Origin of the sequence: Massilia sp. CFBP 13721 (genome assembly GCF_014842025.1) — a bacterium.
In the GTDB taxonomy this organism is placed as follows: domain Bacteria; phylum Pseudomonadota; class Gammaproteobacteria; order Burkholderiales; family Burkholderiaceae_D; genus Telluria.
Window position 1 is genome coordinate 166,690 of the sequence record NZ_JACYUY010000007.1, and the last position, 15,910, is coordinate 182,599.

The window sequence follows — 15,910 nt, forward strand, 5'->3', positions numbered from 1 at the left end:
CTGTTCGGGATACATCAGTGGTCCGTCCGGGTGACGGGAATATCGAAATGCAGCACGTCCTCGCGGCTGCCGAGTTTCGTGTAGAGCGCAATCGCCGCCGCATCCTCGGGCGCGGTATCGGCCTGCACGAAGATGACCCATGCCCCGCGCGCGGCGGCGATGTCCTGCAGCGCGCGGATGAGGGCAGTAGCGATGCCCTGGCGCCGGTGCATCGCCGCCACCGCCAGGTCGTAGATGTAGATTTCGCTGCGCTCCTGTTCGAACTTGCGTAGTTCATAGGCGCACAGGGCGCCCGTGACCTTGTCGTCGTCGAGCGCCGCCAGCGCGATGAAGCTGTCGCCGCCGAGCAGCCGGCGCAGGTAATCGGCGCTTGGACGCTTGCTCGTGTACGAGGCCGGATCGTCAAACGCCTCGCCGAAGAGGGAGAGCACCGCGTCCATCAGGCCGGCGTCGCCTGGTCCGAGCTGGAGAATGGTCGTCATCGCTTTGCGCTGCTACTTTTTCAACAAGTCGACATACCCGGCGGCCGCCTCGGCGCTGCCCTGTGCATCGATCAGCGCACGCAGGATCGCTTCGAGCCCCTCGCACTCGCGGCGCAAGCCTGCGTTATCCAGTTGCGGCAGCGCGCCACTGTCCTGCAGTGCCGTATACCGGTCCCTCGCCTGCGCCAGGTAGGGCGAGGCATCGAGCAGGCCGACCAGTTCAGGATAGGCCGCACGGAAGCGCACCAGCGTTTCGCCGTGGCTGGCGCCGGCGGACGCGCCGCAGCGCTGCTGCGCGCCGTAGGTGGCCTGGTACAAGCGGTAGACCAGCTTTGCTTTTTCCTTCTCGACGTCCGGCACGCGCTGGGCATGCGCGCCGAACGGCAGAGTGACCATGCAGGCTAGCAGAAGGCTACGAAATGCGACCATATTGTCCACTCTACTCATGACGTAAACAATCCACCGGCAGCAGGCGCGAGGCCCTGCGCGCCGGATAAAACCCGAAGAACACGCCCACCGCCGTGGCAAACCCGCAGGCCACCAGCACCGCACTGAGGCCGACCTTGACGTCGAATTCGGCCGCCGCGGTAATCGCCGCCGCGCCGGCCGCGGCGATCGCGATGCCGACCGCCGCCCCCGCCAGGCAGATCATCACCGCCTCGACCAGGAACTGCAGCAGGATGTCGCGCGGGCGCGCGCCGATCGCCATGCGGATGCCGATTTCGCGCGTGCGCTCGGTCACCGACACCAGCATGATGTTCATGATGCCGATGCCGCCCACCACCAGCGAGATCCCGCCGATCAGGCCGAGCAGGGCGGCGATGCCGGCGCTGATCTTGCCGGCGGTGGCAGCAAAAGTCGCCATGTTCTGCATCTTGAAATCGTCCGGTTCCTCGAACTTGATGCGGTGGCGGTCGCGCAGGGTTTCCTTCATGTCTTCGATGGCATCGTCGAGCATGCCGTCGCTCTTGCCCTGGGCGGCGATGTAGTGGACGTTGTCGGGGAAGGGACCGCGCACCATGTAGGCGCGGGCGGCGGTGATCGGCACCAGCACCATTTCGGAGAGGTCGTCGCCGTCGAGCTGGCGGCCTTCGCCCTGCAGCACGCCGATCACCTGGAAGGCGACGTTTTCGATGCGCAGGTAGCGTCCGAGCGGGTCCTGGCGGTAGAAGAACTGGTCGGCCACCTTCTGGCCGATGACTACCATGCGCGCGGCGGCGCGCACGTCGTCGTCGGTGAACATGCTGCCCTGGTCGATCTTCCAGTTACGGATCTTGAACATGGCCGGCGTGATGCCATGCACCAGGTTCGCCGCGGTCTCGTTGCCGGCGGCGAGCTTGAAGTTGCCCTGCAGCGCAGGGGCCGCACCGGCAAGGCTGGGCAGGCGGTTGAGGGCGATGGCATCGGCCACGGTGAGCGAGGGCGCGGCGCCGCTGCGCATGCGCTGCGCCTGGGTGCGGTCGCCGCCCGGGAACACGTAGACCATGTTCGTGCCCAGCATCTGCATCTCTTTCTTGATGAAGCGCTGCATGGTGTCGCCCAGCGCCAGCATCAGCACCACCGAGGCGATGCCGATCACGATGCCGAGCATGGTCAGCGCGGTGCGCAGCCGGTTGGCGGCCATCGAGCGCAGTGCTTCGACGAGTACCTGTAGCACCTTCATGCCGGGCTCCCGGCGGCGGCCTGTTCATGGCTGGCCGCGAGCTGGCGCAAGCCCTCGCCGGCGGGTCCGTCGTACAGCACGCGGCCATCCTTCAGGCGCACCAGGCGCCGGCTCCAGGCCGCGATGTCGGGTTCGTGCGTGACCAGCACGATGGTGATGCCGCGTTCGCGGTTCAATGTCTGCAGGCCGCGCATGATGTCGTCGCTGGTTTGCGTGTCGAGGTTGCCGGTCGGTTCGTCGGCCAGGATCAGCGGCGGGTCGCCCACCAGCGCCCGCGCGATCGCCACGCGCTGCTGCTGGCCGCCCGAGAGTTGATTCGGCGTGCGCTTGCCGAGTTCTCCCAGGCCGACGCGTTCCAGTTCCTCTTTCGCCTTGGCCAGCGCACGCCCGCGCGCAACGCCCGCATAGATCAGCGGCAGGGCCACGTTCTCGGCCACGCTCATGCGCTTGATGAGGTTAAAACTCTGGAACACGAAGCCGATGGTGCGGTTGCGGATCGCAGCCAGTTGCGGGCGCGAGAGCGAGCGCGTGTCGGCGCCGTCGAGAAAATAGTCGCCGCCGCTGGCCTGGTCGAGGCAGCCGAGGATGTTCATCAGCGTCGACTTGCCGGAGCCGGATTGCCCCATCACCGCGATGAAGTCGCCGCGCTCCACGCGCAGGTCGACGCCGAACAGCACCGGCGTTTCGACGCTGCCGGAGACGTAGCTCTTGGTGACGGCGCGAATATCAATCAATGCGTCGATCAATGCCTCCGCCATCACATGTCCTTGGCCGGCGCCAGCGAACGCGTGACCACGCGCTCGCCCACTTTCAGGTCGCCGCTCACGACCTCCGTATAGCGGAAGTTCGACAGGCCGATGCGGATGTCGACCGGCTGCGGTTCGTTCTTCGCATTGAGTTTGTAGACCTTGAACATGCGCGCGGTCGCGCCCGTATTCTGAAGCGCGAAATCGTCTTCCGGCGGCGGCAGGGCGGCCGTGTTGGCGGGCTCCTTCGCCTGTTTGTCGGCCAGCGCCTTGCGTTCCTTTTCCTGCTCTTCTTCCGACAAGCGGAAGCGCAGGGCGGCGGTCGGGATGCGCAGCGCCTTGGGCCGGTTGTCGACCACCAGCCGCACCTGCGCCGTCATGCCGGGTTTCAGCAGCTCATCCTCGTTGGCGACGTCGAGCACGACGTTGTAGGTAACCACGTTTTGCACCACGTTCGGCGCCAGGCGGAACTGGCGCATGGTGGCGTTGAATTCGCGGTTCGGGTAGGCGTCGACCACGAAGCGCGCCGGCAGCCCGTCCTTCAGGGCGCCGACGTCCGCTTCCGAGACGCTGGTGTCGATCTGCATCTTGGTCAGATCCTGCGCGATCTGGAACAGGTTCGGCGTGTTGAACGATGCCGCCACCGTCTGGCCGAGGTCGATCGTGCGCTTGATGATGACGCCGTCGATCGGGCTGCGGATCACGCTGTTGTTGACGTCGGCCAGCGCACGGTCGAGCTGCGCGCGCGCCAGCTGGCCGTTGGCGCGCGCGACGTCGAGTTCGCGCTGCGACTGGTCGAGCGCGAGGCTGGAGACGAAGTTCTGGGCGACGAGCTGCTTGTTGCGCTCGAAGCTGGCCTGGGCCAGGCGCAGCGAAGCCTGGGCCGAGGCCACGCTGGCGCGCGCCTGGCCGACCTGGGCGTTGAAGATGGTCGGGTCGAGTTTCAGCAGCACCTGGCCCTTTTTCACGCGGTCGTTGAAGTCCGCCTCCAGCTCGACCACCGTGCCCGAGACTTGCGAGCCAACGTTCACCAGCGCCACCGGATTGATGGTGCCGGTGGCCGTCACGGTATGCGTGATGCTGCCGGTATCGACCGCACTGGCGCGGTATTTCAGCGGCGGCGTCTTCGGCTCGCTGTTGAGTTTAGCGTAGGCGAGGGCGGCCGCGCCGGCAACGAGCAGGGCGGCTAGCGCCAGCACGCGCTTCTTGGTAAAGATCTTCATCGGGTGACCTGTATGGGAATGATGATGCTAAATTGCAATTAATTGCAATTAATTGAGTGTCTGTGATTTTTGTGTTTTCGGCAATGCAATTTGGATGCATATGGACTGGAATTGGATATGCATGTGGCAAATGAGAATATGGCGGGCGAGGCGACGGTGGCGATCCGCTAAAATGGCGACATTCCTCTTTACCATTGCAGACATCATGACCCAAGACGAACTCAAGCAAGCCGTGGCACGCGCCGCCATCGATTACGTGGTCGACGGCGAAATCATCGGCGTCGGCACCGGCTCGACCGCCAATTTCTTCATCGACGAACTGGCAACGATCAAGGACCGCATCAAGGGCACCGTCGCTTCCTCGGAAGCCACCGCGGCGCGCCTGCGCGGCCACGGCATTCCCGTGTTCGACCTGAACGAGGTCGAGTCGATCGCCGTCTACATCGATGGCGCCGACGAGATCACGGACACTGGCGCGATGATCAAGGGCGGCGGCGCGGCGCTGACGCGCGAGAAAATCGTGGCCTCGGTCTCGAAGCAATTCGTGTGCATCGCCGACGGTTCGAAGCTGGTCGCATCGCTGGGTAGCTTCCCGCTGCCGGTGGAAGTGATTCCGATGGCGCGCGCCGCCGTCATGCGCCAGCTCGCCGCCCTCGGCGGCCAGCCGCGCCTGCGCACCAAGGCCGGCGGGATTGAGCCCTTCATCACCGACAACGGCGGCGAGATCGTCGACGTGGTCGGCCTGCAGATCGCCGATCCGGTGGCGCTGGAAACGCAGATCAACGGCATCGTCGGCGTGATCGCGGTCGGCCTGTTCGCGCAACGCGGCGCCAACGTCTGCCTGCTCGGCATGGCCGACGGCGTGAAGACCCTGACCTTCTGAAGGAGCGGCGATGCGGACATTGCTGGCGCTGATGGTGGCGGCCGCCCTGAGCGGCTGCGCGATGTTCAATTCGCCGATGCCTGCGGCGCCGGTTGCTGCGGCATCTGTCAAAGCCGCGCAGTCAGTTAATGTGCCGGTCGAGCGGGTTCCTTACCGCGTCGGCGTCTCCTCGGTGACGGTCGAGCAGCTGGCGCGCCAGCACGCCTGCAGCGGGCAGGGCGCCGGGCTGATCACCGAGCCGGGGCCGGTCGAGGTGTACCGGCTGCAGTGCAGCGACGGCAAGGTGTTCATGGCGCGCTGCGAGTTGCGGCAGTGCCGCAAGATGTAGGCGACCAATCGTGTAATCGGGAACGTTGCGGTATGCATGGGCACGAACGCGTGGACTCAGGAGTCCACCCTACGGTGCACAATGGTTCCATGAACTTGCTACGGGCAGCGGTGCACCGTAGGGTGGGCTCTCCGAGCCCACGCGGTTCAACGCGTGAACAAACGTGCTCTCAATTACCGTAGGGTGGGCATGCTCACCGCTCACCGCATGAACGGACGCGCCCTCAACGATCACCTCACGACGCCGTCTCCACTTCCCGCAAGGTCCGCGCCAAACTGGACGCGCTCGGGTTATCCACGAACACGCACTGCGTCCCCGTGCGCTTGCAGTGATCCTTTACCCGCCAGTACGCACCATGGCTGATGCACCCGGTCTGGCAGATGACCAGGTCCGCGGCCGCCAGGCTGGCATCCAACAGGCCGCTGCTGTCTTCCAGGCCGCCGTCATGGTGCGCGAACTGGGCGCCGACCTGTTCGATCATGCTGCGGTAGACCGGCACGTTGCCGCTGCGCCCGCCAACGCACAGGATGCTGCGGTTGACCAGGCGGACAGGCTGGGCGACAGGCGGCGCCGGCTGCGGCTCGGGCGCTGATACCGGAAGCGCAGGCGCCTGCGCCTCCTTCAACGCTGCCAGCTGCGCCCGCAAGTTCCCTTCGCGCGCCTCCACCTGGGCCAGGCGGTTGGCGAGGCGCTTGCGCGTTTCCAGTTCCGGGACCGTCGCGCGCAGCGCCGTCAGTTCGGCGCGCGCCTGTCCGAGTTCGGTCTCCTTGCCGATCGCCAGCGCGCGCAAACCCATCAGCGCGGCGTCGTGCTCGCGCGCCGTCGCTGCCTTCTCCTGCACCAGCGCGTTGCAGCGTTCCTGCATTTTCGACAGCTCGCGTTCCAGCCTGGCGTTGTCGAGCACCAGCTTGTTGTACTTGTCCAGGTCGACGCGGGCGCCGGCGCCGGCCTGGTGCTGCACCATGTGGATGTCGCGCGTCATTTGCTCTTCCAGCGCCGGCGTGCAGCGCGGGTGGGTGAGGCCGGCCCAGTACGCACCGGCGATGTTGCCCGCGGCGACCGCTGCCTTCCACAAGGCCTGCACCTCGTCCGTGGTCCTGGCTTTGTGGAAGCGCGCGACCTCGGCGGCATAGCGGCGCTCGAGCTCCTTCTGCAGCGCCTCGGACAAGGTCTTGCGCGCCGTGCATTCGTTGACGACACCCACATGCAGTTCGTAATCGTCGAGTCCCAGTTGATTGCCAATGGATTTTTCGGCCAGCTTGCGCAAGCCCCCCATCGACAGGCCGACGCCGATCAGCGGGCAATGGCAGGTAGGGGAGAGTTCCCACAAGCGCCGCCGGCGTGAACCTTGGGCGGCGGCCGAGGTCGGAAGAGATAAGGCATGTTTGTCACACATTGGCAATCCTCATGGCAGACAAGGCTAAAATATGAATGATAATCATTCTCATTTATATTTTACCCATCGTGGGCATATGTGCAAGCGAATTTCCGTTCAAGCGAATCGGGCGGCCCGGAGAGGACCCGGTACTATTCGAACGAATGCTCTAAATAAGGTGTTGGTCATTTAGTACTATTGACGAATCGACAGTGCTCTCTGTCGATTACCTGTCCACCGGACGCCGGTCAATCCATTACCAATAACAAGAATGCATACAGTCACCCGCCTCCTGGATTCCCGTATTTTTCAATGGGCCCTGTTGCTGGCCTTCCTCTCCTGCTATCCGCTGTCGCGTATCATGCCGCCGTCCTGGGCGTGGGAAAACGGCGTCGTCGAAAATGCGCAGGCGCTCGCGCTGGTCGTGGGCGCCGTGCTGGCCTGGCTGGCCTGGCGGCGCCTGCGTCCGCATGCCGCCGCCCTGATCGCGCGTTGCGCGGTGCCGGTCTGGCTGCTGCTCGCCGGACGCGAGCTGAGCTGGGGGGCGGTGTTTCTTCCACCGCACGGCTTCGATGCTGGCGGGCCAATCTATACCTCGCGCGTGCTCTGGTACCGGCCGCTGGTGCCGGCATTCGCCGCCATCGTCCTGGTCATCGTGCTGATCGTGGCCTGGCGCCAGCGGCTCGACCGCCCGCTCAGGCAGGTCATGGCGCGCCGGCGCTTCCCCTGGCTGCCGATCCTCACCATCGTGGCCGTCATGTGCGCCTCGACCTTCGCCGAAGGGCATTTGTATCCATTCAAGGATGTCGTGCTCGAGCAGGGCGAAGCCTACGAAGAACTGGTGGAACTGGTCGGTTACCTGGCACTGCTCGCTGCCCAGGCCAGGGTCTTGCGCGAAACCACGCCAGCCGGCCAGCCCGGCCGTGCCGGCAAGGCCGGTGCGGAAGAAGCTGCAACGCCCGAATCTATTCGCTGACCCTGCCGCGCAGCGCCTTGATCTGGCCGCTGCGCGTCTTTTCGTCGAGCCGGCGCCGCTGCGAGCCGCGCGTCGGCTTGGTTGCGCGGCGCACCGGCGGCACGTCGGCCGCCTGCGCCACCAGCGCCTGCAGGCGCTGCAGCGCGTCTTCCTTGTTCTGCTCCAGGCTGCGCGATTGCTGGGCTTTCAGCACCAGCACGCCGTCGCGCGTGATGCGGGTGTCGCGCATGTCGAGCAGGCGCTCCTTGATCCAGGCCGGCAGCGACGAGGCGCCGATGTCGAAGCGCGCATGCACGGCGCACGAGACCTTGTTGACGTTCTGGCCGCCGGGGCCCTGGGCACGGATGGCGATGAATTCGACTTCGGCGGGGTTGATGGCAGGTGTCACGGCGCTTCCATTCATACGGGGGCATCCATCATGCCACGAAGGAGCGCCGGGCCATGCATAAATAATGTACTTGTAACAACTGTAACGTGCGGCCCCTCCCGGTCGAAACGTGTAATCTTGTATTAACAATTCGATAAGGAGCTCGCCATGAACAAGACCGCCATTTCCGCCCTGATGCTTGCCGTCGCCGTCCTCGCCACCGGTTGCAAGAAAGATGCCGATCCAACGACGGGCCCAGCCCAGGAAGCCGGCGCGGCCATCGACAATACCGCTGCCAACGCCGCCCAGGAAACCCGTGAAGCCGGCGCCGCCGTTGGCGCAGCGACTGAACGCGCTGCCGAGAACGTCGAAGCAGGGGCCGAGCGCGCCGCCGCCAACGTCGATGCCGCAACCGACCGCGCTGCCGCCAACATGAAGGAAGCCGGCGCCGAAGTGCGCCAGGAATCGAAAGAAGCCGCCGCCAACGTCAAGGAAGGCGCAGCCAACCTGACCGACAAGGCCGGCAAGGGCCTGGAGCGCGCCGGCGAAAAGATGCAGGACGCTTCGAAGTAATCCGAACGCCATCAAGCCGGCTGCAGTGCAGCCGGCTGCTTTTCGACAACCCGCCCGCCGCAAGGTGCGCGGGCGTTGTCGTTGCTATTGCAGGAAGTAGCGGATGACGCGCGTCACCAGGAACAGCACCATCAGCGCGAGCAGCACCCATTTCGCCACGATAACAGCCTTGCTGCGCGCGTTATTTCTGTTTATGTTCCTGTTCATCTTCATGCCTCGGCGATGTGAATCTTGCGCTTGATGTGCTTGAGGCTGGCCACGATCGTAAACGTCATGATAACCAGCAGCGACCACGAACTCCATTTGCTGATGTGAACGATCGACCAGGCGCCCAGCTGGTTCGGGTAGCGCCATACGCCCCAGAAGGTCCCCATGTTCTCGGCCAGCCAGATGAAGAAGCCGATCAGCACGAAGCCCAGCATCAGCGGCATCTGGCGGTCGCGGTCGAGCGGGCGGTAGATGACGGTCGTGCGCGAATACAGTCCCAGCGCGCAAGCCGCCAGGTACCAGCGGTAGTCGCCGATGTAGTGGTGGGTAAAGAAGTTGGCATAGATGAGCAGCGCGATCAGCGCCGCCATCCAGTAGGGCGGATGGTGGCGGATGCGCAGGTCGAACATGCGCCAGGCCTGCACGATGTAGCTGCCGACCGAGGCGTACATGAAGCCGGCGAACAACGGCACGCCCAGCACCTTGGTGTAGGCGAAATCCGGATAGGCCCAGGACTGGATACCGCCCGATACCTTGAACGCTTCCAGCGCGAACCCTACCACGTGGAACAGGCAGACCGCCTTCAGTTCGTCCCAGGTTTCCAGTTTGGCGTACACCATCCAACACTGGATGCCGAGGGCGACCAGCAACAACAGGTCGTAGCGCGGAATGCCGAACAGGCCGGCGCGCGGCATCACCAGCACGGTCGCCATGAAGGTGAACACAAACAGGCAGGAGCGCGCGTTCTTGAAGCCGAAATACAGGAATTCGACCAGGCCGCGGCGCAGGTTGCTCAAGTCGCGCGGCCGGTCGTCCAGCAGCAGGTTGTCGAATGCGGCGAGCTTGTTCATCTTGTTATGGGAGCCGAGTAGGGGACCCATCCATTCTACGACGGCCTCCGCGGCGCCGGCCAAGCCTCATCGGCGCGGGAATGCGATTTCTTCAGTGGGAGTTGTAGAGCGAACACGGAATTGTCCGCGCCATCGGCCATTCGAACCGGCCGATCGAAGAATGCATCGATTTGTATCCGCCAGAGGAGGCAGGGGAAGAGGAGTGCTGAGGAGTGAATTTGTAGGGTGGGCGCCCTGTGCCCACGCGTGACGTAAGCATCAAGTTGGCATCATTCCGCGTGGGCCCAGGGCGCCCACCCTANGCCGAAGAAATGCTTTTCCATTTGCGTCGCCAGGTATTTGCGCGCGCGGTCGTCGGCCAGGTTCAGGCGGTTCTCGTTGATCAGCATGGTCTGGTGCTTGAGCCAGCCCTGCCAGGCTTCCTTCGACACCGACAGGTACAGCTTCTTGCCCATTTCACCCGGCACGGGCGGGAAATCGAGTCCTTCGGCTTCCTTGTTGAGTTTGACGCAGTGGACGGTACGGGCCATGTTGTTGCTCCTGATTCGGTATTGGGTAAAGGCGAGATTATAAAGACTTGATGAAGACCTGTGACTTGCGCTGCCAGTTATACATGTGCTGGCGGTCCTTCGGCAGGTCGTCCACGGTGGCTGGCTGGAAACCGCGCTTCTTGAACCAGTGCGCGGTGCGCGTGGTCAGCACGAACAGTTTGGTGAGGCCGGCGGCGCGCGCGCGGTTTTCCATGTGTTTCAAGATGCGTTCGCCGTCGCCCTGCGCCTGCACGTCCGGATTCACGGTCAGGCAGGCCATCTCGCCCATTTTCGCGTCGGGGAAGGGATAGAGCGCGGCGCAGCCGAAGATCACGCCGTCGTGTTCGATCACCGAGAACTGCTCGATCTCGCGTTCGATCAGCTCGCGCCCGCGATAGACCAGCGTGCCGTCGGCTTCCAATGGCTCGATCAGCTTGATAATTCCGCCGACGTCCTCAATTGTGGCTTGTCTCAGGCTTTCCAGGTTCTCGTGGCTGATCATCGTGCCCACGCCGTCGTGGGTGAACAGTTCGAGCAGGGCCGAGCCATCCATCTCGAAGGGCACGATGTGGGCGCGGTCGACGCCGCTGTTGCAGGCCTTGATCGCATGGCGCAGGTAGAAGGCGGCGTCGGGCGGCAGGAAGTTCGCCTGCAGTACGGCCTCGGCCTGGTGCGACGACAGTTCGCGGATCTCGGTGCCGGCGGCGTCCGACATCATCGGCGTTTCGGTAATGTAGATCAGCTTGTCGGCATGGAGGGCGATCGCGGCGGCGGCGGCCACGTCTTCCATCGTCAGGTTGAACACTTCGCCGGTCGGCGAAAAGCCGAGCGGGGAGAGCAGCACCAGATTGTCTTCGGTCTGCAGGATCGGCGCGATCTTCTCGGCCGAGATCTTGCGCGTCACGCCCGTCAATTCGTAATCGACGCCGTCGATCACGCCAAGCGGACGCGCCACCACGAAATTACCGGACACAATGCTGATCTGGGCATTCGACATCGGCGTGTTCGGCAAGCCCTGGCTGAACGCGGCTTCGATATCGAGGCGCAGTTCGCCGGCTGCTTCCTTGGCGCATTCCATGGCCGCGGTGTCGGTAATGCGCACGCCGTTATGGAAGCGTCCTTCGACGTTACGCAGGCCAAGCTGCTCGGCCACTTGCGGACGCGAGCCATGCACCAGCACGATGCGGATGCCGAGTGCGACGAGCAGGGACAGGTCTTGCGCGAGTACCGGCAAGGCGCCGGCGGCGACCAGTTCGCCGGGAAAAGCAACGACAAATGTCTTGCCGCCAAAGGCATGAATATACGGCGCGACAGAGCGCAGCCACTGGACGAATTGGGTAGGGTTTTCCATTTGCCGCATTATAATTCGCTGCGCGACTTGCGCACCAAATACCTCGTAAAAATCAATGTCAGAACAGAGTAACAAGCCTGCGCCGAGCGCGGCGCGCGCAGCAGTCCCAGCCAGTCAAGATCAGCAGCCGCGTGAGCGCGGAGAGCTGCGTGCGCCGATGACGCAAACGCCGGAATTAGGCGCGAAACGCGAGCAGCGCCATGCCGGCGAAAGAGGCCCGCGTGGGCAACGGGGCCAGCAGCCACAAGGCGAGCGCGTTTCGGGCGATCGTGCCCCGGGCGAAGCTGCGCAGCGCGCAGCGCGTGCACCGCGTCCGCAAGGCGAGGGCGATGCGGCGCGCCAGCAGGGTGAGCGGGCCACGGGCGAACGCGCGCCGCGCGAACGCAAGCCGCGCGACGAGAGCAGGGCGCCACGTGCGCCGCGCGTACAGACGCCGCTGCCGCCGATTACCTATCCCGAAGATTTACCGGTCTCAGGCCGGCGCGAAGAGATCGCCAAGGCGCTGGTCGAGAACCAGGTCATCATCGTCTCCGGCGAAACCGGCTCCGGCAAGACCACGCAGCTGCCGAAGATCTGCCTGCAGCTGGGCCGCGGCGAAAAGGGCCTGATCGGCCACACCCAGCCGCGCCGTATCGCCGCATCGTCCACTGCGAAACGCATCGCGCAGGAGATCGGCACGCCGCTGGGCGAACACGTCGGCTACAAGGTGCGCTTCAACGACACGCTGCAGCCGGGCGCTTCGATCAAGCTGATGACCGACGGTATCCTGCTGGCCGAAACCCAGACCGACCCGCTGCTCAAGGCCTACGATACGATCATCATCGACGAGGCCCACGAACGCAGCCTGAACATCGACTTCCTGCTCGGCTACCTGAAGCAGCTGCTGCCGCGCCGCCCCGACCTGAAGGTGATCATCACTTCGGCGACGATCGACGCCGAACGCTTCGCACGCCATTTTGCGCGCGCGGACGGCAAGCCGGCGCCGGTGATCGAGGTCTCGGGCCGCCTGTACAAGGTCGAAGTCCGTTATCGTCCGGTCGACCGCGACCCGGTCATCGTGGGCAGTGGTGTCGACAACAAGCCACTCCCGAAAGCCCAGCAAGCGCGCGAAAAACGCGACCTGATGGACGCCGTGGTCGACGGCGTCGATGAACTGTGCCGCCTGGGCCAGGGCGACGTGCTGGTCTTCCTGCCGGGCGAGCGCGAAATCCGCGACTGCGCCGAAGCATTGAGAAAACACCATCCGCCGCACGTCGAGATCCTGCCGCTGTTTGCGCGACTGTCGGTCGAAGAGCAGGACCGCGTGTTCCGCACGACCAACGCGCGCCGCATCGTGCTGGCGACGAACGTGGCCGAAACTTCGCTGACGGTGCCGGGCATCCGCTACGTGGTCGATGCCGGCCTGGCGCGCGTCAAACGCTACAGCTTCCGCAACAAGGTCGAGCAGCTGCAGGTGGAACCGATCGCGCAGTCGGCGGCGAACCAGCGCGCCGGCCGTTGCGGCCGCGTCGCCGACGGCGTCTGCATCCGCCTGTACGAAGAAGACGATTTCAACCAGCGTCCGAAGTTCACCGATCCCGAGATCCTGCGCTCCTCGCTGGCGGCCGTCATCCTGCGCATGAAGTCGCTGCACCTGACCGACGTCGAGACCTTCCCCTTCATCGAGCCGCCGCAGGGCCGCGCGATCGCCGACGGTTATCAATTGCTGCAGGAAGTCGGCGCGGTCGACGAGACCAACGAACTGACGCCGCTGGGCCGCAAGCTGGCGAGACTGCCGCTCGACCCGCGCGTGGGCCGCATGATCCTCGCGTCGCTGGACAACAACTGCCTCACCGAGATGCTGATCATCGCCTCGGCGCTGTCGGTACAGGATCCGCGCGACCGGCCGATGGAATACCAGCAGCAGGCCGACGAAAAGCATAAAAAATTCGCCGACGAGAAGTCCGAGTTCCTCAGCTTTATCAAGATCTGGAACTGGTTCGAGGACGCGATCGAACACAAGAAAACCAACCGCCTGCTGCAGGAAAACTGCCGCGCCAACTTCCTGTCGCAGGTGCGCCTGCGCGAGTGGCGCGACGTGCATTCGCAACTCTTGACCATCGTGCGCGAGCAGGGCTGGCGCCTGAACGAATCGCCCGCGACTTACGACCAGCTGCACCTGGCGCTGTTGACCGGCCTGCTGGGGAACATCGGCTTCAAGGCCGAGGACGAACCGGGCGGCGCCTATCTGGGCGCGCGCGGCATCAAGTTCCACATCTGGCCGGGCTCTTCGCTGACCAAGAAGCCGGGGCGCTGGATCATGGCGGCGGAACTGGTCGAGACCACGCGCCTGTACGCGCGCTGTATCGCGCAGATCCAGCCCGAATGGGTCGAAAAGGTGGGCGCACACCTCTTGAAAAAATCCTGGGGCGAGCCGCGCTGGGAAAAGAAACCGGCGCAGGTATCGGCGCTGGAACGCGCGACCCTGTACGGCATCGTCGTCTACAGCGGGCGCCGCATCAACCACGCGCTGCACAACCCGATTGAAGCGCGCGAGATCTTCATTCGCGATGCGCTGGTGGCCGGCGACTACGAGACGCGCCAGCAGTTTTATGCGCACAACCACAAGCTCGTAAAAGAGATCGAGAACCTCGAGCACAAGTCGCGCCGCCAGGACGTGCTGGTCGACGACCAGCTGATCGCCGCCTTTTATGACGCCGAGATCCCGCACGATGTGGTGAACGGCGCCGGCTTCGAGAAGTGGTACAAGGACGCGGCGCGCGACAACCCGAAGCTGCTGTTCCTGAACCGCGAAGAGCTGATGCGGCACGAGGCGGCGGGCGTCACGACGGAACTGTTCCCGAAGACGATGAACGTCACCGGCATCGAGATGGGGCTGTCGTACCACTTCGAGCCGGGCAGTCCGCGCGATGGCGTGACGCTATCCGTGCCGCTGTTCGCGTTGAACCAGATCCCGCAAGAGCGCGCGGCCTGGCTGGTGCCGGGCATGCTGAAGGAAAAAGTGCACCTGATGCTCAAGTCCCTGCCGCAAAAGCTGCGCCGCCACTGCGTGCCGCTGCCGGACTACGCGGCGCGTTTCGTTGAGCGCATCCACGCGGCGAATGCTTTCGGGCGCGGCGACCTGGTCGACGTGCTGATCCTCGACGTGCGCGCGCAGACCGGCGTGAACGTACTGACGGGCGACTTCAAGCTGGAGACGCTGCCGACCCACTTGTTCATGAATTTCAAGATCATCGACGAACACGGGCGCCAGCTCGAGATGGGGCGCAACCTGGCCGGCCTGCAGGCGGAACTCGGCAGCCAGGCGCGCGAGAGCTTCCAGAAGATGGCGGAGGCGACGCCGGCGGCAGTGGGGACCCTACGCGCGAACGTGGCCACGCCCGCGGCATGGGGCGCAGGCAGGAACGCTGCGCCGATCGCCGTGGCTGCACCGGGGGCGAAGGGGAAAGGTGCACCTGCGCCGCAGGCTCCAGCACCTGCCGTCAGCCAGCACACCAATCTCACCAGCTGGACCTTCGGCGAACTGCCCGAGCTGTTGGAGATCAACCAGGGCAAGCTGACCCTGATCGGTTTCCCGGCCCTGGTCGACAAGGGCACGCACTGCGACCTCGAAGTCTTCGACGACCCGAATGTGGCGGCGCGCACCCACCGTATCGGCCTGCGCCGCCTGTTCGCGCTGCAGCTGAAAGATCAACTCAAATTCGCGGAAAAGAACATCCCCGGCCTGCAGGGCATGGGCATGCAGTTCATGACGGTCGGCTCGCAGGAAGAGCTGCGCGACCAGATCGTGCAAAAGGCGATCGACATCGCGTGCCTGCAGGATCCGCTGCCGCATGACGCCGCCTCGTTCAACAAGCGCAAGGACGAGGGCAAGGGCCGCATTGGTCTGCTCATCAACGAGATCGCGCGCCTGGTCGGTTCGATCCTGTCCGAATTCCACGGCATGCCCAAGCGCCTGAACGGTCTGGCGGCGCCGGTCGCGGCTGACATGCAGGCGCAGCTGGCGGGACTGGTCCATAAACGCTTCATCGCCGACAACGAGTACAGCCAGCTGGCGCACTTCCCGCGTTATCTGAAGGCGATGAACGTGCGCCTGGAAAAGTTGCGCGGCAATCCATCGCGCGATGCGCAGCTGATGGCCGAATGGCAGAATGCCGCCAGCCAGTGGCAGCGGATTTCGAAGCAGGCCGGCAAGGTCAACGACCCGCGCATGACCGAGTTCCGCTGGATGCTGGAAGAACTGCGCGTCTCGCTGTTTGCCCAGGAGTTGCGCACGCCGATGCCGGTGTCGGCCAAGCGGCTGCAGAAGGTGTGGGAGTCGATGATTCGGTAAAGACCGATTGCGCCTGCGCGCG

General features: G+C 64.6%; 15 protein-coding genes and 1 pseudogene. 5 read left to right on the forward strand and 11 right to left on the reverse strand.

Features of this window, described 5'->3' with window-relative positions; genetic code table 11:
- Positions 1-14: 14 nt before the first annotated feature.
- From IFT60_RS09210 to IFT60_RS09230, 5 genes are read right to left on the reverse strand one after another with little or no spacing between them, the layout of a single operon-like run.
- Positions 15-482 carry an AAC(3)-I family aminoglycoside N-acetyltransferase gene (locus IFT60_RS09210; protein ID WP_192051654.1) on the reverse strand — a complete coding sequence of 156 codons (468 nt, stop codon included), beginning with the start codon at positions 480-482 and terminating at the stop codon, positions 15-17.
- A 12-nt stretch (positions 483-494) separates the two neighbouring features.
- Entirely contained in the window at positions 495-878 is a 384-nt protein-coding gene (locus IFT60_RS09215; protein WP_192051655.1) for a hypothetical protein, read from the reverse strand.
- Positions 879-921: 43 nt separating this feature from the next.
- Complete coding sequence (locus IFT60_RS09220; RefSeq protein WP_229510758.1) at positions 922-2,145, reverse strand: ABC transporter permease; 1,224 nt, start codon at positions 2,143-2,145, stop codon at positions 922-924.
- Positions 2,142-2,903 carry an ABC transporter ATP-binding protein gene (locus IFT60_RS09225; RefSeq protein ID WP_192051656.1) on the reverse strand — a complete coding sequence of 254 codons (762 nt, stop codon included), beginning with the start codon at positions 2,901-2,903 and terminating at the stop codon, positions 2,142-2,144. The genes IFT60_RS09220 and IFT60_RS09225 overlap by 4 nt, the downstream gene beginning before the upstream one ends.
- Positions 2,903-4,114, reverse strand: coding sequence for an efflux RND transporter periplasmic adaptor subunit (locus IFT60_RS09230; protein ID WP_192051657.1), 1,212 nt, complete (start codon positions 4,112-4,114; stop codon positions 2,903-2,905). The genes IFT60_RS09225 and IFT60_RS09230 overlap by 1 nt, the downstream gene beginning before the upstream one ends.
- Positions 4,115-4,319: 205 nt before the next feature.
- Between IFT60_RS09230 and rpiA the strand changes: the two genes are divergently transcribed.
- Entirely contained in the window at positions 4,320-4,997 is a 678-nt protein-coding gene (gene rpiA / locus IFT60_RS09235) for a ribose-5-phosphate isomerase RpiA (RefSeq protein WP_192051658.1), read from the forward strand.
- 10 nt (positions 4,998-5,007) lie between these two features.
- Positions 5,008-5,325 carry a hypothetical protein gene (locus tag IFT60_RS09240; RefSeq protein ID WP_192051659.1) on the forward strand — a complete coding sequence of 106 codons (318 nt, stop codon included), beginning with the start codon at positions 5,008-5,010 and terminating at the stop codon, positions 5,323-5,325.
- A 235-nt stretch (positions 5,326-5,560) separates the two neighbouring features.
- Here IFT60_RS09240 and IFT60_RS09245 read toward each other — a convergent pair whose 3' ends face one another.
- Positions 5,561-6,721, reverse strand: coding sequence for a DUF2325 domain-containing protein (locus tag IFT60_RS09245; protein ID WP_192051660.1), 1,161 nt, complete (start codon positions 6,719-6,721; stop codon positions 5,561-5,563).
- 250 nt (positions 6,722-6,971) lie between these two features.
- Here IFT60_RS09245 and IFT60_RS09250 point away from each other — a divergent pair, with 250 nt between their 5' ends.
- Positions 6,972-7,676 carry a hypothetical protein gene (locus tag IFT60_RS09250; protein ID WP_192051661.1) on the forward strand — a complete coding sequence of 235 codons (705 nt, stop codon included), beginning with the start codon at positions 6,972-6,974 and terminating at the stop codon, positions 7,674-7,676.
- On the opposite strand, the gene arfB is transcribed toward IFT60_RS09250, so the two are convergent.
- Positions 7,666-8,079 carry an alternative ribosome rescue aminoacyl-tRNA hydrolase ArfB gene (gene arfB, locus IFT60_RS09255; protein WP_192051662.1) on the reverse strand — a complete coding sequence of 138 codons (414 nt, stop codon included), beginning with the start codon at positions 8,077-8,079 and terminating at the stop codon, positions 7,666-7,668. The genes IFT60_RS09250 and arfB overlap by 11 nt on opposite strands.
- A 132-nt stretch (positions 8,080-8,211) precedes the next feature.
- Between arfB and IFT60_RS09260 the strand changes: the two genes are divergently transcribed.
- Entirely contained in the window at positions 8,212-8,616 is a 405-nt protein-coding gene (locus IFT60_RS09260; protein ID WP_229510759.1) for a hypothetical protein, read from the forward strand.
- 84 nt (positions 8,617-8,700) lie between these two features.
- Here the strand turns inward: IFT60_RS09260 and IFT60_RS26785 are convergent, their stop codons facing one another.
- The 4 genes and pseudogenes from IFT60_RS26785 to argA all read right to left on the reverse strand — a co-directional run bounded on the left by IFT60_RS26785 (position 8,701) and on the right by argA (position 11,555).
- The gene (locus IFT60_RS26785; RefSeq protein ID WP_267874551.1) at positions 8,701-8,823 is read right to left on the reverse strand and encodes a hypothetical protein; all 123 of its coding nucleotides are present in this window, start codon (positions 8,821-8,823) and stop codon (positions 8,701-8,703) included.
- A gap of 2 nt (positions 8,824-8,825) precedes the next feature.
- Positions 8,826-9,704, reverse strand: coding sequence for a DUF817 domain-containing protein (locus IFT60_RS09265; RefSeq protein ID WP_229510760.1), 879 nt, complete (start codon positions 9,702-9,704; stop codon positions 8,826-8,828).
- A 272-nt stretch (positions 9,705-9,976) separates the two neighbouring features.
- Positions 9,977-10,204: pseudogene (locus IFT60_RS09270) on the reverse strand (oxidative damage protection protein); the annotation flags it as partial.
- A 37-nt stretch (positions 10,205-10,241) separates the two neighbouring features.
- Positions 10,242-11,555 (reverse strand): amino-acid N-acetyltransferase, encoded by a 1,314-nt coding sequence (gene argA / locus IFT60_RS09275; protein WP_192051664.1) that lies wholly within the window; start codon positions 11,553-11,555, stop codon positions 10,242-10,244.
- A 55-nt stretch (positions 11,556-11,610) separates the two neighbouring features.
- Between argA and hrpA the strand changes: the two genes are divergently transcribed.
- Complete coding sequence (gene hrpA, locus IFT60_RS09280) at positions 11,611-15,888, forward strand: ATP-dependent RNA helicase HrpA (protein WP_374000343.1); 4,278 nt, start codon at positions 11,611-11,613, stop codon at positions 15,886-15,888.
- The last annotated feature ends 22 nt before the right edge of the window (positions 15,889-15,910 follow it).